This window comes from Burkholderia sp. Se-20378, assembly GCF_017104665.1.
Classification (GTDB): Bacteria; Pseudomonadota; Gammaproteobacteria; order Burkholderiales; family Burkholderiaceae; genus Burkholderia; species Burkholderia lata.
In genome coordinates, this window is the sequence record NZ_JAAGPG010000038.1 from 15384 (window position 1) to 35334 (window position 19951).

Here is a 19951-nt window from a genome sequence, read left to right on the forward strand (position 1 = left end):
GTCGAGGCAGCGTGAACTACTTGCGACGTTGAACCCGCGCCTTTGCACACTTGAACCAGAGCCGCATCGCACCGACACCGCCCGCGACCGGAATCCGCGGCAACAGGAACCGGTCGTCGTACGCATCGGCGCAGCCGCGCCGGGTCGTCGTCGCGTTGTGGTACCCCGCGGCGGCGACCTGGTCACGCACGCGCGGGTCCAGGTCGCCGTACGGGTAGCAGAACGATTCGACGGGCTGGCCGCCGAACGCTTCGAGCCGTTGCTTCGATTCGTTGATCTGAACCGCCGACACGTGTGCCGGCACGTGCGACAGCGCGACGTGATCGAGCGTATGCGAGCCGATTTCATGGCCGTGATCGCGCCAGGCGAGCATGTCCGCGCACGTCATCAGCGGCGAGCGTGCGGTATCGGCACCCGCATCCCAGTCGTTCTCGCGGCCGAACCGGCCAGCGACGAAGTAGCAGGTCGCGGTGAAACCGAGCGCGTCGAGCACAGGCATCGCATGCGTCAGCACGTTGAGAAAGCCGTCGTCGAACGTAATGCCGAAGACCTTCCCGCTGCGCTCGCCACGCAGGTACGGCTGCAGTTCGCGCACGCTCAGGCCGCGGTAGCCGAGCCGCCTGAACAGCGTCATCTGGCGGCGGAACGCATCGGGCGCGACGCTCAGGCCGCGCAGCCGGTCGGTCGGCGGCGGCAGCGTGCGGATCTGGTGATACATCAGGATCGGGTAGCGCGTGGCGGACGGCAGCATGAGCGGGTCGCGAGAGCGGGGAGTTACGCGGCCTTGCGGAAAATCCGCAGGGTCTTGAAGTCGCCGATTTCGACGAAATCGGCATTCGCCGCCCATTGCTCGATGATCGGCTCGGCCTTCCGGTACGCCGACGAGCCCTTGTAGAACAGCAGGTGGCCGTCGCGCGCGGTATGGCGGGCGAACAGGTCGAGCACTTCTGCGTCGGTCTTCGCGCCGTAGCGGCTGTTCGTCTCGTCGCGGAATTCGCACAGATGGAACAGCGTGACGACGTCGAACGCCGGCAGCAGGTCCGAATTGCTCGTATAGATGTCGCCGAAATAGGCCAGATAGGTCTTGCTCACTTCCGGCTGCCGCGTGACGAGATCGACGTACGACTTGTATTCCTTCGGCGACGCCGTCACGCCGAAAACGGTGTTGTTCAGGTGCGGCCGCGCGCATTCCATGCCGACATGGTGGTGGCCGCCGGTGCCGAAGTGATAGATGCGGATGCCGTTGAGGCGCGCGGTTTCCAGCCATTCGACGAAGTGCACGTCACACGGGCACTCCTGCGTGCGCAGGTCCCAGTACTTCTTCCAGATGTTCATTGCCATTAAACGGACCTCATGGATGTCACCCGACGATACGGGTTGTGGCGAATCGATTTCTGATAGACGGACAGCGTCGCGTCGATGAATCGTTCGAACGAGAATTCGCGCTTGCCCTTCAGCCGCGCGCTGCGTCCCATCGCGCGCACGCACCCGGGCTCGCGCATGATCGCGCGCAGGATGGCCTCGATCGCTTCGGGTTCGCGCGGCGGGACGACCCAGCCGTCCACGCCCGGCTCGACGTTCTCGGGCAGCCCGCCCACGCGCGTCACGATCGCCGGGCAGCCGAGCGACATCGCTTCGCGGCACGCATACGACAGGCTCTCGTGATACGACAGCACGAACGACACGTCGATGATCGAGAACGGTGTCCGCACGTCGTCGAGGCGGCCGGTGAACGCGGTGCGCGCGGCCATGCGGTGCAGCGCGATCTGCTCGCGTTGCTCGGCGGTCGGCTCCGCGCCGACCAGCAGCACGCGAAACCGCTCGCGCTCGTGTTCGGGCAGGCGGCCCAGCGCCGCGATCAGGTCCATCCAGCCTTTTTCCGGCGCGGTGCCGGCGCTGCTGCCGAGCACGATCGCGTCCGCGCCGGACGGCCCGAACAGCGCGATCTTGCGGCGGCGGATTTCGTCGCTGGCCAGTCGTTCCGCGGCCTGCCGGCGTACGCCGTGCTTGACGACCGTGACGTTGCCATACGGCGAGCGCAGCGCGAGCATGCCCGCCACGTAGTCGCTGACCGCGATGGTGTGGTCGGTGGCGAGGCGTGCGCGCAGCATGTTGCCGAAGCTGTCGGCGCGATAGGTGTTGTGCTTGGTGAGCACGACCGCGGGCCGATACCGGCAGCCGAGCAGCGCGAGCATCACCTGCCGGTGATCGGCGGACCCGTTGACATGGATGACGTCGTAGCGCTCGGCGGCGATCTGCTGGCGCAGCCGGACGATCTCCTGGTACAGCCGGTTCCAGCGCGGCTTGAATTCCATGTCGAAGATGGCCACGTCGGGGCTGTCCTTCAACAATCGCGACAGGCGGCTGCCTTCCGGCGACGCGACCGTCACACGATGACGCCGGCTCATCGCAGCGGCGAGATCGCGGACGTAGGTGTCCTGGCCGCCGCCGTAGTCGCCGTGGAAGTTGGTATACAGAATGTTCATCACGATGCCGCCTTTCCTCGATCATTCATTTGGAAGGACTGCTGAAAAAATGAGCGTGTCCGCCTGGTGAAAGCAATGACTCGAACCTGGTTCCGCGTGGTCGACGCGTGATTGCGCATCGACGCCCGGACGGGGCGTCACCGCGAATCGTTTCGAAATATTACAGACGCATTACGCACCGTAGTGTCAAGGTCTGCGCATCTTTGTGGAAATGTGTCGCGATCGTTCACCGTGTTGTCACGCAGCGCGGCGCCGCCGGGGAGGAGAGGGGGAGCCCGACGATGCGGTTCCTGTCGCCGGTGCGTGAACCTTGCCGAGCCCGGTGCGAACGGCGATGTGGCCCGACTACCCCCTCGCCGACCGCGCGGGAAGCGGGCTGGATCGCGACAAAACCCGCCTTTTAGACGACATCCGGACGCAGATCAACTAGACAGACTTTCAGATTTGAAAGCCGGACGGCCATTTGCGTTAGAATGCCCCCCCTTGTCCGCCATGGCGACCGCCAAAGGCGGACTTGTCGCACCCAGAGAGACGTGGGTTTCGATTCGTAGCCGGGCGCGAAAGATGTGCCAGCCGTTAGCAACATACGCTTTGTGATTTGGATTACTAATGAAGAAGAAGCACAACATCACCAAGTACATCGTTGTCGCGATGATTCTTGGTATCGCAGTGGGTTACGCCTGTCATAGCGCGTTTCCCGACCCGAACATGGCGAAGGAGGTCGCCGGCTACGTGTCGTTGCTGTCCGACGTATTCCTGCGCCTGATCAAGATGATCATCGCGCCGCTGGTATTCGCGACGCTGACCGTCGGCATTGCGCAGATGGGCGACGGCAGTGCCGTGGGCCGCGTCGGCGTCAAGGCGTTCGGCTGGTTTTTCATCGCGTCGTTCACGTCGTTGCTGCTCGGCCTGCTGACCGCAACAATCCTGCAACCGGGCAGCCATCTGAGCCTGCCGCTGCCGGCGTCCGATGCGGCTCTCGGCCTGAAGACGGGCGCCTTCACGCTGAAGGATTTCGTGGTCCACCTGGTGCCGAAGTCGATCGCGGAGGCGATGGCGAACAACGAAATCCTGCAGATCGTCGTTTTCTCGATCTTCTTCGGTACCGCGCTGTCCGCGCTCGGCGAGTCGGGCAAGCGCCTGACCGGCGTGATCGACGATCTCGCGCAGGTGATGCTGAAGGTGACGGGCGCGGTGATGTGGTTCGCGCCGGTCGCGGTGTTCGCGGCGCTGGCGTCGACGATTACCACCCAGGGGCTCGGCATCCTGCTCACGTTCGCGAAGTTCATGGCGAGCTTCTATCTGGCACTGGCGCTGCTGTGGGGCGTGCTGACGCTCGCCGGCGTGACGTTCCTCGGCAAGCGTGCGTTCACGCTGATCCGGCTGATCCGCGAGCCGTTCCTGCTGTCGTTCGCGACGGCGAGCTCCGAAGCCGCGTATCCGAAGCTGCTGGACGCGCTCGACCGTTTCGGCGTGAACCGCAAGATCTCGAGCTTCGTGCTGCCGATCGGCTATTCGTTCAACCTCGACGGCTCGATGATGTACTGCACGTTCGCGGTGCTGTTCATCGCGCAGGTGTATGGCATCCATCTGCCGCTGGGCACGCAGATCACGATGCTGCTGATGCTGATGGTCACGTCGAAGGGGATGGCCGGCGTGCCTCGCGCATCGCTGGTCGTGATCGCGGCGACGCTCAACCAGTTCAACATGCCCGAAGCCGGGTTGCTGCTGATCATGGGCGTCGACATGTTCCTCGACATGGGGCGCTCGGCCACCAACGCGGTCGGCAACTCGATCGCGGCGGCCGTGGTCGCGAAGTGGGAAGGGCAGCTCGACGATCCGCGCGACGACAACGATCCGGACAATGGACGCGCGATGAAGGTGAAGGTGCCGGAGACCTCGGCATCGGCATGATGCACGGCAGTGCGGCAGCGCAGCGATAATGGCGCGTTGCCGGCCCCCCGGTAGTCGATGATCGCCGGCCTGGATTCGATACGGATTCAGGCCGGCGATTTGTTTTGGGGCCGTGATTCCGTATTGAATGCGGTGGTTTTCCCTGATTCCCTGATTGATACCGGTACTCGCCGTTTCAATCCGTCGTCGTTGAACACACGGCGATATTTCCGCAGACAGGCGCAAGCCTGATTCTCCCGATCCTCGATCCCCGATTCGACGTGTAAGTGACCATTCACTGTCGCGCAGTCGCGTAGTCGCGCTCACTGTCGGCGCGCATGGGCGCCACGGGCAAGGCCGTCGGATTCGAATCCGTGAGAAGCGCAACGCCACGCGCGATTCGCAATTTTTTTCGATTTATATAACGCTATTCTCGCGCTGCGCATTATCGAACGCATGCTGCACGTAATACCGACTGCGCCGGATGATTCAGGGGAAGAATTTACGCATTGCGGTTTTCAAGCCATCCGGCCGGCCCTTCATGTGAATGTTCGCACCATTCAGGAGAGCATCCGTCATGGTCGCCAGACAACGGTTTCAGGCTGCGCTTCTCGCCGCAGCGATCGCCGCGATTACCCCCTCCGTTCACGCAAGCAACACCACCGACTGGATCGCGAACACGTACGGCACGCTCGCGGCCCACGTCGGCAACGTCGCGCGTGCGATGTGGGTCGCGCCCGAAGGCGTGATCTATACGGCGTCGATGTGGGACGAGGATGAAGGCGGTGTCGCGATCTACCAGAACGGCAAGAGCATCGGCTCGATCGGCACGCACTCGGAGTTCCAGGGCAGCGCGATCACGGGCAACGCCACGTCGCTGTTCGTCGCGCTGCAGCCGGGCAAGACGTACGGCAGCGGCGCGGTGGGGCGCTACAACCGCGCAACGAAGTATCGCGACCGCGTCATCCAGGTCAGTGCGGCGACCAACCAGCCGCGCATCGACGTCGTCACCGGGCTCGCGACGGCCGGCTCGCTGCTCTATGCGAGCGACTTCTACGGCAATCGCGTGCGCGTGTTCACCACCGACGGCGTGTGGCAGCGGGACCTCAGTGTATCGGCGCCGGGCGCGCTCGCGGTGGACGGCGCGGGCAACGTGTGGGTCGCGCAGAAGAGTGCGGGCTCGATCGTCGGCTTCAGCCCGGCCGGTGCGCTGCTGAACACGATCCGGATGCCGGCCGGATCGCAGCCGTCGGCGCTGGTTTTCGATGCGGCGGCCGGGCAGTTGCTGGTGGGCGACGAAGGCCCCGACCAGAACATCAAGCGCTATACGGTGGCGGGCCGGCCCGCGCTGGCCGGCACGTTCGGCGTGCGCGGCGGCTATCTCGACACGACGACGGGCATCAAGGGGCAGGTCGGTGCGCAGCGCTTCACGCGCGTCGTCGGGCTCGGCAAGGACACCGGCGGCAATCTCTATGTGCTCAACAATCCGTGGGGCGGCAGCTGGGATCTCGGCCGCAACGGCGCGACCGACATCCATGCGTACAGCAGCACCGGCAGCCTGCGGTGGACGCTGCAGTCGCTGAACTTCGAAGGGATCGCCGCGCCGGACCCGGTCACGGACGGCGCACTGTTCTATGGCGGCACGCACCTGTACGGCGGCAGCGCGGGCGGCAAGTTCATCGCGAACACGGTCGACCCGTTCGCATATCCGGCCGATCCGCGCATCAACATGAGCGACACGCAGCGCGACGAGCATTTCGGGCTGCTCACGTCGGTGGGCGCGAACCGGATTCTCGTCGCCGCCGGCCAGAACCCGCCGGTCTTCTACTTCTTCCACTTCAACGCGGCAAACGGCTACATCGCGATTCCGGACGGCTCGATCCCGGGCCCCGCGTTCAACACCACGCGGCGCGTGACGAGCGGCTTCAGCGTCGACAGCAAGGGCGGCGTGTGGGCCGGCCTCGACAAGACCGGCGCCATTACCCATTACCCGCTGACCGGCTTCGACGCAAGCGGCAAGCCGTCGTGGGGGCCGGGCGTCGCGACCCCGGTGCCCGCCAGCATCCAGCCGCTCACGCGCATCGTCTATCTCGCGGACAGCGACACGATGGTGCTCGCGCAAGGCGCCATCGGGAGCAACGACTGGACGTCGGTCGGCACGCGCATCGAGGTGTATCACGGCTGGAGCGCGGGCAACACGACGAAGCCCGACCCGGTGATCACGCTGCCGCACAGCGGCGCGAAATCGATCGACGCGGTGGGCAACCATCTGTTCGTCGGCTACTGGTTCAGCAGCAGCGGGCCGCTGTGGCCGAACGTCGACGCGTTCAACCTCACCACCGGCAATCTCGACACCACGCTGGTCAACACGAGCCCCGCGACCGTGGATACCAGTAGCGCGATCGATGCGATGTACAGCATTCGTGCGTATCGTCGATCGAATGGCGAGTACGTGGTGATGAAGAACAACGTGAAGGGCAACAGCATCACCGTGTACCGGTGGACGCCCTGACGTTGATGGGGCACGCGCGGCCGCCTCGACCACGGTCGGCGGCCGGGCGCGCGAAGCCGCGATGGGATTCATCGCGGTTTCGCGGTATTTCCATCGCGCTTCCACAGAATTTCCACATCACGCGTTCGTAATGGCCGGCGTGCGCAACGCGCGCCTCACCGCCCGCCGGGCGGCTGTCCCCAACCACACGACGCGGAAAATCGCTTCCGGGCACAATGACGGCGGCATCGGCAGGCACTGCGCGTGCCCATGACGATGAACCGAATCGACTGACTGGTTGCGCCGGCGTATTGCAGCGCCGGGGTATTTGCGCGGCATCCCCATGCCGCGTTTTTTGAGCCGAAGTGACGAAAAGATGAAGACGAAAACCACACCGAACCGCCTGTTGCTGATCGCTGCGCTGGCTGGCGCGCTGAGCGGTACTGTCCACGCGGAGACGGCGACCACGGCGACCGTTGCGACGGTCAACGGCACGCCGATCATGCAGGCCGACGTCGATACGTTGCTGCGCGCGTCCGGGCAACCCGACTCGCCGCAGATCCGTCAGGCGATCAAGAATCAGCTGATCACGCGCGTGCTGGTTCAGCAGGCCGCCGAGAAGGCGAATTATGCCGACAAGCCCGAGGTCAAGGCGGCGGTGCAGCAGGCGAAAACGAATGCCGAAGTGCAGCTTTACCTGCGCGACAACGTGAAGCCCGAGCCGGTGACCGAAGAACAGGTCAAGGCGCGCTACGACGAACTCGTGGCCACGCTCGGCAAGAGCGAGTACAAGCCGCGCCTGATCATCGTCCAGGATCCGGTGACGGCCGCGACGGTGCTGAGCGAGTTGAAGGCGGGCAAGTCGTTCGAAGGGCTGGCGCGTCAGTACAGCATGGCGCCGAGCCGCGATGCCGGCGGCGAGCTGCCGTGGGTGAGCTTCCATACGCCGGCGACGGAAGGCAAGACGTCCGGCTTGCCGCTGCCGGTCGCGCAGGCGCTCGAGAAACTGAAGGTCGGCGCGGCGACGAGCGATTCGATCCCGGTCGATGGCGTGCGGGCGATCGTGAAGCTGGATGCGAAGCGGCCGACGCAGGTGCCGGGCTTCGCGACCGCGAAGCCGGGGCTTCAGCAGCAGTTGCAGGCGGCCGCCGTGGAGAAGGCGAGTGCGCAGATGATCGGCAACTTGCTGAAGGACGCGAAGATCACGCAGTAATGCGGCGGCGTTGAAACGCCGGACGTCACGCGCGCCAGATCATGCTCGCGCTCGTTTCGGTTTCCGATTCGCTGCGGAAGCCGAGCCGTTCGTAGAGCCGCCGCGCCGGGTTGCCATGCAGCACGCTGAGCGACACCGGCACGTGCGCGCGTGCCGCGTCGGTCAGGATTGCGTTCAGCACGGCTTCGCCGACGCCCCGGCCCTGGTGCGCGGGGAGGATCTGGATCTGGTGCACGTGCCACTCGTCGGTGGCGCGTGTCACCTTCAGCAAGCCGATGGCGTCATCGCCTTCGCAGACGATCATCGCATCGTCGAAATTCGCGCGAATGCGCCGGTGGTGCGCGTCGTCGTCGGTCGGCGCGCCAACGCGTTGCAGGTGCTCGGTCATCGTGAGGCGACGCAGGTTCAACAGGAACGGCAGGTCGGCGGCAGACGCCGGGCGCAGGCGGATTGCGTGTGTCATCGTGCGGACTCGTTCGTGCGGGAAGGCGGGATCGTCGGCGGGAAGGGCGACCCCCGCAGCGAATCATTCCCGATGGCGGGCAGCCGGTCAAAGGGCGCAGCGCCGAAGCCGGCGCGCAGGCGCCGCCGATCATGCGGCGTGCCGGCCCGACGCCTGTTGCACATCGGCGAGATTGGCGATCAGCGTGTCGACCACCACGCGTTTCAGGCTCACGAGTGCGGAAGGTGCATCACCTTCGCCCGCATGGAGGCACACATCGACTGACGGCAGCGGCGGCAGGCCGTCGCGCTCGCCGAGCTGCCGCAGTGCTGGCGGCACCCCCACCATCGTTCTCGCCGTCACGCCCAGACCGCCCGCGACGCCGGCCCACAGGCTTTGCAGGCTGCCGGTCGTGTAAGCGAGCCGCCACCGGATGCCGGCCTTGTCGAGCGCATCGGTGCCGGCCTTGCGGAACAGGCACGGCGGCTTGTACAGCGCAAGATCCAGCGGCACGCCGGCGCGCGGACGCATGTCAGCGCCTTGCGGCCCGATCCACGCCATCGGCAGCGTGACCAGATGTTCGGCGTCGGCACGATGCCCGCGGCCCATCGTGAGCACCATGTCGAGTTCGCCGCCATCGAGCCGGTCGAGCAGCGCACCGTTGCCGTCGACGACGATGTCGACGCGCACGCCCGGGTGCGTGCGCTTGAACTGGCCGAGCGCGACGGGCAGCCACGATTCGGCGAAGTCGCCGGGCAACCCGAAGCGCACGGCCCCCTCGATCGCCGCGCCGCGGATCGCGCCGACTGCCTCGTCGTTCAGTTCGAGAATGCGGCGCGCATAGGACAGCATCAGTTCGCCGGCCTCGGTCGGCACGAGGCCGCGCCCCTGGCGGCGAAACAGCGGCTGGCCGATCTGCGTTTCGAGCTTGCGCATCTGCTGGCTGACCGCCGATTGCGAGCGGCCGATCCGGTCGGCGGCGCGGTTGAGGCTGCCGAGCCGATCCGCGGCGATCAGCGTGCGCAGCGCATCCATGTCGAGATTCGGAAGCATCATGATTCGGTTTTTCTTATAAGTCGATTTCGAATTATCGTATTTATTGCACATTCTCGTCGCTACCATCAAGTGAACCGGTCGTTCCGGTTCACGGGGAGGCGCGCGATACGCGGCGGCGGACCCCGTGACGTGGCTTCCCTTCTTTCTCACGAGGACAGTGAATGAACATCCGCTCGATATTCCGCCAAGGCTTTCCCGGCATGCTGCTGGCCGCATCGATGATTCCCGGCGACGCATCGGCCGCGCCGTCGCTCGCGGGGACGTGGACGCTGGTCGCCGCCGACGTGCAGCATCCGGACGGCACGGTCGGCCGCGACTTTGGCGCCGATCCGAAGGGGCTGCTGCTGATCGACGTGCACGGCAACTATTCGCTGCAGATCTTCAGGTCGGAACGCCCGCGCTTCGCGTCGAACGACAAGGCGACCGGCACGCCGGACGAATTCCGGGAAGCCGTGCTCGGCTCGAGTACCCACTACGGCACGCTCACCGTCGATCCGGCGAACCACAAGCTCGCGTTTCACATCAGCAATGCGTCGTACCCGAACTGGGTCGGGCAAACGCAGACGCGACGCTATCAGTTGAAGGACGGCGAACTGAGCTATCGCGTGCCGCCGCGCGCGAACGGCGACATACCGATCTCGGTGTGGCGGCGAGTGGATTGAGGCGGGAGGGTGTCAAAGCCCCGGCAACTGAATCTGCAGGGCGGCCGGGCGATGTTCGAGGACATCCGTGACTTCGTATTCGGTTTTTGCTCCGTCCGAGGTTTGCCACTGCTGCATGCGGACATTGCACACGAGCACGTCACCCTTGCTGAAGCTGATCTGGCTGTTGTTCACGCGCGACAGGAAACCGGTATCCGTGATCGCCGCGTGAATGGTCGACGTGCCGTCGTACAGCCGCCACTTGTTGTCGTCCTCGAATGCGAGCGACACGATCGAGAACGCCATCTTGCAATGCTCGTCGAGGATCAGCGAGTTGGCGGGTTCGGGCGCGTGAAACCACGCGATTTCGCTCCGGTCGACCGTTTCGACTATCTCCGTATCGGTGCCGACCGCGAACACCACGATGCCTTCGCGCGCGAGCGGCGCCAGCACGTGCTCGGTGGCGTGGCGCACGCCGACGTCGCGCAGCAGCGTGAGGACGGGAAGGTCGATTTCGAGTGTGTCGCCTTCGACGTGCAGGATGGCGGTGTGGTCCTGCATCTGCACCTGCAGGATCTCGCGCCCGCGCAGCCATTTGAGGACGGCGAAGAGCCCCTTTCCCGCCCTCGGCGCGGCGATGCCGAGCGCGGTCAGGATCGTGACCGCATTGGCGAGCGCCGTGCTTTCGTTGCCGCTCAGCATGTCGCGCATGCGGCCGAGCAGCGAGGTCGCGAGCGTGAAGTCGATGCCGAAGCTGCCGGTCTTGAAGCTGCCGCGCACGTTCACTTGCGGCCGCACCTGATTGCCGCACAGCGCGCGGGTCGACGCGTCGAGCAGATCCCCGATGGCGAGCAGCGCGGGCGCGAGTTCGCGCACCTCCATCTCGGACGATTCGAGCGCGGGCCCGTCGTATGTGGCGCGAAAGCGGCTCATCGCGCAGAGGAGGCCGGGATCGGCCGGGCCGGTACGGTTTTCATCGCGTAGGGTCATGTGGAAAGTGGGCGGATGACGTGGACGATACCGGAAGCGGATGCTTTCGGATGCCTTTCATTCTGGATGAGATCCACCGGCCGCGGACGATTTTGGCCGTCCGGCCAAGACGACGTTCGGACGCGTCTCGGCCGTACCCGGCACCCACCGAACTTTTCCGATATTTTCCCGGTCACAACCGCCAGCTTGCGGGCGCGCCGGCGCCCCGCACGCGCTTCCGGCCCCCGGTATTCCCCGGCCTGCCCCGTCCGCATATCATTCGCACATCGCGCACCTGCCGACCGCAGGCGCAGCACACAGGGATTCTCGATGGACACCAAACGATCGCGGCCGGGCCTCGTCGCCGCGCTGCTCTGGGCGGCGCTGTATCTCGCGACCGGCTACATCTCGCACGAGTTCAACGGCCCCGTCCGGTTGACGGGCTATATCTGGCTGCCGGCCGGCGTGACGGTCGGCGCGTTCATGCTGCGGCCGACGCGCGAATGGCTGACGCTGGCCGGCGCGTTCCTGGTCGGGCAACTCGCGCTGACCGGCATCGAACATGGCAACCTGGTCAATGCGGTGCTGTTCACGGTCGACGAGGTCGGCGCGGCCGCGCTCGCGGTGTGGCTCGTCCAGCGCGTGCGCTTCTCGCTCGAAGGGCTCTATTTCCTGCGCTCGGTGATCCTCGCCGGCCTGATCGCGGGCGTGGTCGGCGCGATCGGCGGCGCGGCCTGGTACACGGTGGTCAAGGGTGCGCCGTTCTTCGACGTGTGGTCGGTGTGGGCCGCGTCCGATTTCGTCGGCGTGCTGCTGGTCACGCCGGTGCTTGCGTCATGGTCGCGCTTTCGCGCGCACCGCTCGGGCGACCACGAGCGCTTCGACCTGGTGCTCGGGATGGTCTCGTTCGTGCTGGTCGTGGGCGCCGCGCTCGTGATCTTCGACGGCGACACGTCGCAGCGATTCGGCACGGGCGCTGGCTTCGCGCTCACGTATATCCCGTTGTTCCTCACCGTCGCGGTGACGCTGCTGCTCGGCGGCCGCGCGGGCTCGTCGTCGGTGCTGGTGCTCGCGCTGATCGTGATCGAGCAGACCGCGCAGGGCGACGGCCCGTTCTCGTCGTTTCACGAGCATTACGGCAGTGCGCTGCTCGAGGCGCAGCTTTATCTGGCGGTCGCGTCGCTGCTGGTGCTGACGGTGAGCACGCTGAAGACGACGCGCGAACGCGTGCATGAACATGCGGCGGTCTTGCAGAACAACATGGAGCTCGCGCTCGCGAGCGCCGGCCAGATCGCGTACGTGCTCGATCCGGAATCGGGGCGGATCGACTGGAGCGGCGACGTCGAGCGCGTGTTCGGCGTGGGTGTCGATGCGTCGCAGATCGCGAGCGTGCCGCTCGTGCTCGAACGCGTGCAGTCGGGCGACCGCGATGCGCTGCGCGACTACTGGGATGCGGAGATCGCGGGCGAGGATCGCGCGTCGCTGTCGCTGCGCATCGTGCAGCGCGACGGCGGCACGCAGACGATCACCGATCACGGTGCGCCGCTGCTCGATTCGAATGTCGACGTGACGGTGGTGGCGGGCGTCTGGCAGATCGAGCGCGTGTGGCCGGCGGCGGACGAATGAGCGGACGCGCGTCATGACAGGCCGCACGGGCGTCCTGCTGATCCACGGGCTCGGCGGCACGCAATACGATCTCGGTTCGCTGCACAAGGCGATGCGGCGTGCGGGCGCCGATACGCACATGATCACGCTGCCGGGGCACGGCACGCACCCCGAGGATCTGGTCGGCGTGCGCGCGGAGGCGTGGCTCGACGCGGTGACCGAGCAGTATCGCGCGCTGGAAAACGAGTACGACACGCTGCATGTCGCGGGCATGTGCATGGGTGCGCTGGTCGCGCTGCTGCTGTGCCATCGCGTGCAGCATGCGCGCGGCCGGCTCGCGCTGCTGGCCACGCCGGTGTTCATCGACGGGTGGTCGACGCCGTGGTATCGCGCGTTGCGGCATGTGCTGTACCGCGTGCCGGGTGTGGCGGAGCGAATGCGCGTGGAGGAAGGCGATCCGTTCGGCATCAAGAACGCGACGATCCGCGCGATCGTGAAGAAGAAGTTCGAGCGCGAGGACAGTTTCCACTATGCGTGGGTGCCGCTCGCGTGCGTGCGGCAGGTCGACCGGATGCGCGACTGGGCGCTCGAGGCCGCAGCCGGCACGCCGTGCCCGACGCTCGTGCTGCATGCGCGCGAGGACGAACTGACGAGCCTGCGCTCGGCCGATTTCCTGCTGGAGAAGATGCCCGACGCGCGCGGGATCGTGCTGGAGAACAGCTATCACATGATCTGCGCGGACAACGATCGCGACGACGTCGCGCGCCACGTGCTCGACTTCTTCGGGTTCGATCCGGTGCATGCGGTGAGCCCGGCGATGGCGCGCAGGATGGGGCGACTGGAGTCGTGACGGCGACGCGCCCGGCGCGGGGTGTCCGCTAGCAGCCGCCCCCGGTACGCATCGGGTCACGCATGCGAGCGCCCGGGCGTGGCGGATTCAAGCCGTTTCCGTCGCGCGTCGAGCCAGCAGGGCCGACTCGGCCAACTGGCCGCGCACCGCATCGATGGCTGCGTCGTCCGGCGCAACGCCTTCAAGGTAGATGAAATCGACCGTCGAAAAGCCGATGACGGCCAGCACCTGCTTCAGGTACGGGGTCAGGAAATCGGGCTGCCGTGCCGCTGCGCCCGTGCAGATGCCGCCGGAGCGCACCAGCACGAGTACGGGACGATCGGCCAGCAGGCCGACCTTGCCTTCCGGCGTGGCCGCGAACGTGCGGCCGATCCGCAGCACGAAATCGATCCACAGCTTCAGCGCGGCCGGTACCGTGAAATTGTGCATCGGCGTGCTGATCAACACGCCGTCGCTGTGCTCCACTTCCGCGATCAGTTGTTCGGAGCAGGCCAGCGCGGGATCGGAATCCGGCTGCCTCGCGACCAGCGCATGCGCATAGTCGGCCGATATCGAAGGCAACCCGGGTTGACCGAGGCTGCGCGACACGACCCGTGCATGGGGGTGGGCCGCCTGCCACTGCGCGATGGCTTCGCGCGCGATGCGCGCGCCCAGCGAACGACTGCCATGCGGACTGGCATCGACGAAAAGAAGGTTGTTCATCAGGGCGCCTGCAGGGGCTGGGTGAAATGCATGCCGCGGGACAGCAGCCCCTGGCGGAAATAGAAGCGCTGCGCGAGCGCGTTGGACAGCCCGGTATCGAGTACCAGTTGCGCGCAGCCGTGTTGCCGCGCGTCGTCGCGCACCGCATCGAGCAGCCGCTCGCCCAGCCGTTGACCACGCGCGTGCTCGGTCGCGACCAGATCGTCGACATAGACGAAGCGGCCGTACACCGTGTTTTCAAGGTGACGGTATCCCGCCAGCGCGACGACCGCACCGTCCGGGCTGCCGTGCCGCGCGGTCAGCAGCACGTAACCCTGTTCGGCCTGGCGGCGCATCTGCCGCACGAACGCATCGACATCGGTCAGGTGCGGGCGCAACTCGCGCATCACGTCGAACGCCGACCGGTAATCCTCGTCCGTCACGGCGCGTTTCAAATGGATCTCTGGCATCACGATTGCTCCACGGTAATGTCGCTACTGTACAAATCGGATGGCGTATCCTGAAGGTCCAAAAAGTGACTATTTGACTGGGACATGAAATTCGACGATCTGATGCCGGACCGTCATCTCGACATGCCGGTCTATCGGCAACTGGTCGGGCGCTTCCGCGATGCGATCGAGACCGGCAAGCTGACGCCGGGCAAACGCGTGCCGTCGGTACGGAGCCTGGCCAGCGAACTCAATCTGTCACGGGGCACCGTCGAAGCGGCCTATCAGATTCTCATCGGCGAAGGGTACCTGGTCGCACGCGGGCCGGCCGGTACCGTCGTGTCACCCCAGTTGCCGGGTGGCCGGCAGCCGCGCACCATCGCCCCTCGGCCGGACGAACCGCCGCGCGGCGATCCGGCGGCGCGCGGGCCGAAGCCGTTCCAGATGGGCGTTCCCGCGCTCGATGCGTTTCCGCGCATGCCGTGGATACGGCTGACCGGGCGTCATGTGCGGGCGATGGCGACCCCGTCGCTGGACTACGCGCCGCCGCAAGGTCACGATGCGCTGAGGCGCGCGCTGTCCGCCTATCTCGGCGTGTCGCGCGGCATCGATTGTTCGGCCGGGCAGATCTTCATCACCGCCGGGTATCGCGGGGCACTGGATCTGATCTGCCGGACGCTGCTGCGTCCGGGCGACACCGGCTGGTTCGAGGATCCCGGCTATATCCACGCCCGCCGCGTGCTCGAGCACGCGGGCATGCGGCTCGGGGCCGTGCCGGTCGACGACGACGGCCTGTGCGTGGAAGCGGGGCTGCGCCGGGCGGCCGATGCGCGCTTTGCGGTCGTGACGCCGACCCATCAAAGCCCGCTCGGTGTCGCGCTGTCGCTGCCAAGACGCCTGGCCTTGCTCGACTGGGCTCGCCAGCAGCACGCGTGGATCGTCGAGGACGACTACGACAGCGAGTTCCGTTACCACGGCCGCCCGTTGCCCGCGCTCAAGAGCCTGGATCGCCACCACCGCGTGCTTTACACCGGATCGTTCAGCAAGGTGCTGTATCCGGGCTTGCGGCTGGGCTATCTCGTCGTGCCCGAGGAGCAGGTCGCAGCCTTTCGCGACACCGCCGGCTGGCTCAGCGGCAGCGGCCAGATGCTGATGCAATCCGTCGTCGCCGACTTCATGGAACAAGGGCATTTCGCGCGCCATCTGAAGAAAATGCGGGCGCTCTACGCCACCCGCCGCGCGTGGCTGATCGATGCGCTGGTCAAGGTTTTCGGCGATGCGCTGCACATTCCGCCCCGCGCGGGCGGCCTGCACGTCGTGGCCTACTGGCGCACGGCGGTCGACGATCGCGCCGTCGCACGCATGGCCGACGCGCAGGGCTTTTCCATCCAGCCGCTGAACGACTGGAGCCCGGGCGGCCGGATGCCGCCCGGCATGATGCTCGGCTTCACGAACCTGACGTCGGCGCAGCAGGCGTTGACGCTGGTTCGACGCCTGCACCGGCTCGTTCGTGCGTGAACTGCGTGTGGTGGATTGCGCACCCGTCGAACGACTGCTTCAAGCGATGCCGCAGATCTTCGAGCAGCCAGCCTCCTGCACGGCCCAGAGGTCGATCGCGAACATGTGCCGCGTAGATAGGCAGCGATCCCGTTGGCGACAACGCTTCATCGGCCGTGTTCAGCTCGACGAGGCTACCGTCGGCCAGATACGGCTCGACGATATACGGCGGCATCTTGCACCAGCCAAAGCCAGCACGAAGGAAATCGAGTCGCCTGCCAAGATCGACGAAGCGCCAGATGCGATGCCCAATGACGCCGTGCCTGGGGCCCTCCGCGCCATACGCATCGGACAAAACGAGCTGCACGTGCGACTCCAGATCGTATCGGTTGAGCGGCCGGCCAAGGCGAACGAGCGGGTGATCGGCAGCGGCGACGGGCACCAGCGTCAGGTCCATGAGCGGATAGGCGATCAGGTCGTCCGGGATGGACGGCAACAGCAGGCACAGTGCGAGCGACGCTGCGTTGTCGCGCAGACGTTGTTCGGCACCGCCCACCCCCTCGGTGGAGAACGAAACCGGCAGGTCCGGGAACGCCTCGTGCAACGCACGCAGACTGGCTATGAGCGGCGCGGTCGGGACCAGCGGGTCGATCGCCACGGTGATTGACGGTTCAAGCCCTGTCTTCGTACCTGCCGCAATGGCCTCGAATCGGTCTGCGCTCGCCAGGACGGCGCGGGCCTGCTCAACGAGCGCGCGGCCAACCGGTGTCAGCACGGGGCGTTGGCGGGTGCGGTCGAACAGCTCGATTCCCTGTGTTTCCTCGAGCGTTCTGACCGACTGGCTGATGGCCGACTGAACGCGCCCGAGTGCGCGGCCAGCGGCCGAGAAACTGCCGACATCGCTAATGGTGACGAGGACACGCAACTGATCGAGTGTGAGACTGCCAATCAAATCCATCTCCAAATGTGATTGAAGCCATCAAAATTTAATCACTTCCTGAGTTGGGTGTCACGTCTTATATTGCGTTGCATGTTTCGCAGGCTTGCGCATCACACGATGACGCGCGTCTTGCAGAAAAGCCGTCCGGCAAGACGGTTCTCCCATCCATCAACGTCAAAAATTCCTCTCATGCCTACATTGCTCGTAGTCGAGGCCAGCCCGCGCGGCGAACAGTCCATCTCCCGTGGACTCACGAAAATGTTCGTCAATCAATGGAAGCGGGAACAGCACGACGGCCGCGTGATCCAGCGCGACCTGATGGCGACCGACCTGCCGTTTGTGACGATGCCGTGGCTCGGCGCCTATTTCACGCCCCCGGAACATCAAACGCAGGATATGAAAAACCTTCTGCGTCTTTCCGATGAACTCGTGGAGGAGATACTGTCCGCTGACCACATCGTCATTGGCACGCCGGTTTACAACTACAACGTCCCCGCCGTGCTGAAGGCGTATATCGACCATATCGTGCGAAAGGGCAAAACGCTGGGCTTCTCCGGCGAAGGTCTGGTTAAAGGCAAGGCATGCACGATCGTGATGGCGTCCGGTGGCGCTTACACGCCGGATTCGCCCATTCGGGACCGCGATATCGCGACCGGCTATTTGCGACTGATCCTCAAGGTGATCGGGATTGAAGACGTCACGGTCGTCGCAGGGGGGAACGCAAAGGCGGTCGATATGGGTGAAAAATCGCGTAGTGACTTCCTGGAAGCGTTCGCATCCGATATGGCTGACGCAGTGGCAAGATCCGTCGTGCAGGTGTAAATCCGGACGGCCGGCATCCTCACAAACCGGCCACTCGATTTGCTGCAGTGGACAGACGGGTTCGGGTCGGCGGCAGTCAATCGGGCGCAACGAAATGCCCCAGCGTTGGCGCCGCAGTAGACCAATCGCACGAACGCTGACGCCCCCCGGCACCGGTGGCGCGACTGGACGCAAGTCGCTGATTTTCTGCGCACATCGTTGCCGATACTCTGGCGCCCCACGGCATCGGCAGCCCGAGCCGTACCCGCCGGTCATCGTCGACAGTGCAGTGATGCCGAGCCGATGCCGCTACCCGACCTCCGGCCGCCGTGCGATCCGCGCGCGGGTGGCGGGCGACGCAAGACAGGTGGCCACCGCTTCGTAGCCGGGTGCGCCGGGGTACGGTGCGACGCGGGCCGGCGGGCTATGGTTGGCGGGACACAGAATGATCGCTTCGTCGGGGCCGACGTCCGACAGGTCCAGCATCGCCGACGAGCGGGTCAGCATGAACAGCGGCCGCATGCCGCCTTCCCTGGCGCGCCGGCGAAGGCACGCGATCAGCGCCGCCTGCGTCGGCTGGTCGAGATCCTGTTCGATCATGTCCACGACCAAAGCACCCACGCCGTCCGCCTCGAGGCCGGCGAGCAGCACGGTCAGCGCGGGAGACGGCGTGGCGCCTTCGCCTGCGAGCCAGGCCGACGTACGCTCGACCCGCGCCTTCAGCACCGGATCGGCCTGCAATGCGGCGAAGGCAGCCGCGCCGTCGTTCTCCAGCCGATCAAGCCCGATGAACACGGCGCCCGGCAATGCGTCGGCGAGCCGATGCGCGAGACGGGTCTTGCCGCTGCCCAGCGAACCGATGATGTAGTTCAGCGGACGGATATCGCGACATTCGAACCATTCGCCGTCCCACGGCCAGGGCAGGCTGAACGCAACGCCCGCGGCGGCCGGAGCGAGCAGGCGCGTCAATTCGCCGTCGCCGGGCAGTTGGCCGCGCGCGAGATCGGCGCGGATCGCACGAACCCTGTCGACCTTGCGGACCAGATCCTGAATGCCGCGCTCGAGGGTGTTTTCATGCGTGGCCAATGCGTCGCTCAGGCTGCGGGCATCACCCTCCAGTACGCTCGCGACCTGGGCCAGGCTCAAGCCGAGCGCGCGAAGCGCTGCGATGTCGGTCGCACGTGCCAGATCGTCGGGGCCATAGGCCCGATATCCGGCCAGCGTTCGCCCGGGCGTGACCAGTCCCTGCCGCTCGTACAGCCGCAGCGCCTTGACCGATACGCCGAGCCGCTTGGCGGCTTCCGACGCGCTCAGGCCGCGCGTGACATCGCTCATGGGGCACCTTCAGGTCGTCGATTCGTTGCGACCAGCATAAAGGCGATCCCAGGGGCCGGGTCAATCGGGCTTCTGCAGGTTTTGACCGAGTGCGAGGCGGGATCGATGGCGGCGAACCACGCTCCACCGCTCAGTCGGCCAGCCTGAACTCCTCCCGCAGCGCCCGATACAGCCGTCGATACCGCGCCAGCCGCCCCGCCAGCAGATCGACCATGGCGGCATCGGGCGCGACCGTCTCCGTGACGGGCGGTGCGACGCAGACTTCCTCAAGCGTGTCATCCGTTGCGGCGAGGCGTGCAAGCCGCGCGGCACCCAGCGCCGCGCCGACCGCACCGTCCGCATGGCGCCGCATCGCAAGCCCGGTCGCATTCGCGCACAGCCGCGCCCAGAACGCACTCCTGGAACCGCCGCCGATGAACGACACCGCGTCGAGCGTCGTGCCGGCCGCACGCAGCGCGTCGTAGCCGTCGGCCATCGCGAACGCGACGCCTTCCATCACCGCATACGCGAGATCGTCCGCGGCGTGCTCGTTGGACAGCCCGAAGAACACGCCGCGCGCATGCGCGTCGTTGTGCGGTGTGCGCTCGCCGCCGAGCTACGGC

18 protein-coding genes and 1 pseudogene are annotated in these 19951 nt (G+C 66.1%); 8 read left to right on the forward strand and 11 right to left on the reverse strand.

Going from position 1 to position 19951, the window contains the following annotated elements; genetic code table 11:
- Window positions 1–16: 16 nt before the first annotated feature.
- The 3 genes from G3N93_RS07485 to G3N93_RS07495 are packed head-to-tail and all read right to left on the reverse strand — an operon-like array spanning window position 17 to window position 2486.
- Window positions 17–751 (reverse strand): polysaccharide deacetylase family protein, encoded by a 735-nt coding sequence (locus G3N93_RS07485; RefSeq protein ID WP_206132685.1) that lies wholly within the window; start codon window positions 749–751, stop codon window positions 17–19.
- A gap of 23 nt (window positions 752–774) precedes the next feature.
- Window positions 775–1341 carry a hypothetical protein gene (locus tag G3N93_RS07490; RefSeq protein ID WP_241011491.1) on the reverse strand — a complete coding sequence of 189 codons (567 nt, stop codon included), beginning with the start codon at window positions 1339–1341 and terminating at the stop codon, window positions 775–777.
- Window positions 1341–2486 carry a glycosyltransferase gene (locus G3N93_RS07495; RefSeq protein ID WP_174942702.1) on the reverse strand — a complete coding sequence of 382 codons (1146 nt, stop codon included), beginning with the start codon at window positions 2484–2486 and terminating at the stop codon, window positions 1341–1343. Before G3N93_RS07495 ends, G3N93_RS07490 begins: the two co-directional genes overlap by 1 nt.
- 609 nt (window positions 2487–3095) lie before the next feature.
- On the opposite strand from G3N93_RS07495, the gene G3N93_RS07500 reads away from it, so the two are divergent.
- The 3 genes from G3N93_RS07500 (at window position 3096) to G3N93_RS07510 (ending at window position 8083) form a co-directional block, all read left to right on the forward strand.
- Window positions 3096–4400 (forward strand): dicarboxylate/amino acid:cation symporter, encoded by a 1305-nt coding sequence (locus G3N93_RS07500; RefSeq protein ID WP_174939537.1) that lies wholly within the window; start codon window positions 3096–3098, stop codon window positions 4398–4400.
- 556 nt (window positions 4401–4956) lie between these two features.
- Entirely contained in the window at window positions 4957–6891 is a 1935-nt protein-coding gene (locus tag G3N93_RS07505; protein ID WP_206132686.1) for an SMP-30/gluconolactonase/LRE family protein, read from the forward strand.
- A gap of 355 nt (window positions 6892–7246) precedes the next feature.
- On the forward strand, window positions 7247–8083 hold the full coding sequence (locus G3N93_RS07510; protein ID WP_174939543.1) for a peptidylprolyl isomerase: 837 nt from the start codon (window positions 7247–7249) through the stop codon (window positions 8081–8083).
- 25 nt (window positions 8084–8108) lie between these two features.
- On the opposite strand, the gene G3N93_RS07515 is transcribed toward G3N93_RS07510, so the two are convergent.
- Both G3N93_RS07515 and G3N93_RS07520 read right to left on the reverse strand, forming a co-directional pair.
- Window positions 8109–8546: an N-acetyltransferase gene (locus G3N93_RS07515; RefSeq protein ID WP_206132687.1), complete on the reverse strand. Its 438-nt coding sequence runs from the start codon at window positions 8544–8546 to the stop codon at window positions 8109–8111.
- A 129-nt stretch (window positions 8547–8675) separates the two neighbouring features.
- Window positions 8676–9581 carry a LysR substrate-binding domain-containing protein gene (locus G3N93_RS07520; protein WP_206132688.1) on the reverse strand — a complete coding sequence of 302 codons (906 nt, stop codon included), beginning with the start codon at window positions 9579–9581 and terminating at the stop codon, window positions 8676–8678.
- 161 nt (window positions 9582–9742) lie between these two features.
- Here G3N93_RS07520 and G3N93_RS07525 point away from each other — a divergent pair, with 161 nt between their 5' ends.
- Complete coding sequence (locus G3N93_RS07525) at window positions 9743–10243, forward strand: lipocalin-like domain-containing protein (protein WP_174939549.1); 501 nt, start codon at window positions 9743–9745, stop codon at window positions 10241–10243.
- A gap of 12 nt (window positions 10244–10255) precedes the next feature.
- Here the strand turns inward: G3N93_RS07525 and G3N93_RS07530 are convergent, their stop codons facing one another.
- A complete protein-coding gene (locus G3N93_RS07530; protein WP_206132689.1) occupies window positions 10256–11212 on the reverse strand; it encodes a hypothetical protein in 957 nt (318 codons plus the stop codon).
- 309 nt (window positions 11213–11521) lie between these two features.
- Between G3N93_RS07530 and G3N93_RS07535 the strand changes: the two genes are divergently transcribed.
- Window positions 11522–12817: an MASE1 domain-containing protein gene (locus G3N93_RS07535; RefSeq protein WP_206132690.1), complete on the forward strand. Its 1296-nt coding sequence runs from the start codon at window positions 11522–11524 to the stop codon at window positions 12815–12817.
- Window positions 12818–12830: 13 nt separating this feature from the next.
- Window positions 12831–13646 (forward strand): carboxylesterase, encoded by an 816-nt coding sequence (locus tag G3N93_RS07540; protein WP_206132691.1) that lies wholly within the window; start codon window positions 12831–12833, stop codon window positions 13644–13646.
- 87 nt (window positions 13647–13733) lie between these two features.
- Here the strand turns inward: G3N93_RS07540 and G3N93_RS07545 are convergent, their stop codons facing one another.
- Together G3N93_RS07545 and G3N93_RS07550 are read right to left on the reverse strand one after the other, a co-directional pair.
- Window positions 13734–14348: an FMN-dependent NADH-azoreductase gene (locus tag G3N93_RS07545; RefSeq protein ID WP_174942740.1), complete on the reverse strand. Its 615-nt coding sequence runs from the start codon at window positions 14346–14348 to the stop codon at window positions 13734–13736.
- Window positions 14348–14797, reverse strand: coding sequence for a GNAT family N-acetyltransferase (locus tag G3N93_RS07550; RefSeq protein WP_206132692.1), 450 nt, complete (start codon window positions 14795–14797; stop codon window positions 14348–14350). The genes G3N93_RS07545 and G3N93_RS07550 overlap by 1 nt, the downstream gene beginning before the upstream one ends.
- A gap of 84 nt (window positions 14798–14881) precedes the next feature.
- Between G3N93_RS07550 and G3N93_RS07555 the strand changes: the two genes are divergently transcribed.
- Window positions 14882–16294, forward strand: coding sequence for a PLP-dependent aminotransferase family protein (locus G3N93_RS07555; protein ID WP_206132693.1), 1413 nt, complete (start codon window positions 14882–14884; stop codon window positions 16292–16294).
- On the opposite strand, the gene G3N93_RS07560 is transcribed toward G3N93_RS07555, so the two are convergent.
- Complete coding sequence (locus tag G3N93_RS07560; protein WP_241011490.1) at window positions 16224–17231, reverse strand: LysR family transcriptional regulator; 1008 nt, start codon at window positions 17229–17231, stop codon at window positions 16224–16226. The genes G3N93_RS07555 and G3N93_RS07560 overlap by 71 nt on opposite strands.
- A gap of 171 nt (window positions 17232–17402) precedes the next feature.
- Here G3N93_RS07560 and G3N93_RS07565 point away from each other — a divergent pair, with 171 nt between their 5' ends.
- Window positions 17403–18035, forward strand: coding sequence for an FMN-dependent NADH-azoreductase (locus G3N93_RS07565; RefSeq protein WP_174942746.1), 633 nt, complete (start codon window positions 17403–17405; stop codon window positions 18033–18035).
- Window positions 18036–18323: 288 nt separating this feature from the next.
- Here G3N93_RS07565 and G3N93_RS07570 read toward each other — a convergent pair whose 3' ends face one another.
- Both G3N93_RS07570 and G3N93_RS07575 read right to left on the reverse strand, forming a co-directional pair.
- Window positions 18324–19349, reverse strand: coding sequence for a MerR family transcriptional regulator (locus tag G3N93_RS07570; RefSeq protein WP_206132694.1), 1026 nt, complete (start codon window positions 19347–19349; stop codon window positions 18324–18326).
- 130 nt (window positions 19350–19479) lie between these two features.
- Window positions 19480–19944, reverse strand: a pseudogene (locus tag G3N93_RS07575) (FGGY-family carbohydrate kinase); the annotation flags it as partial.
- Window positions 19945–19951 lie beyond the last annotated feature (7 nt).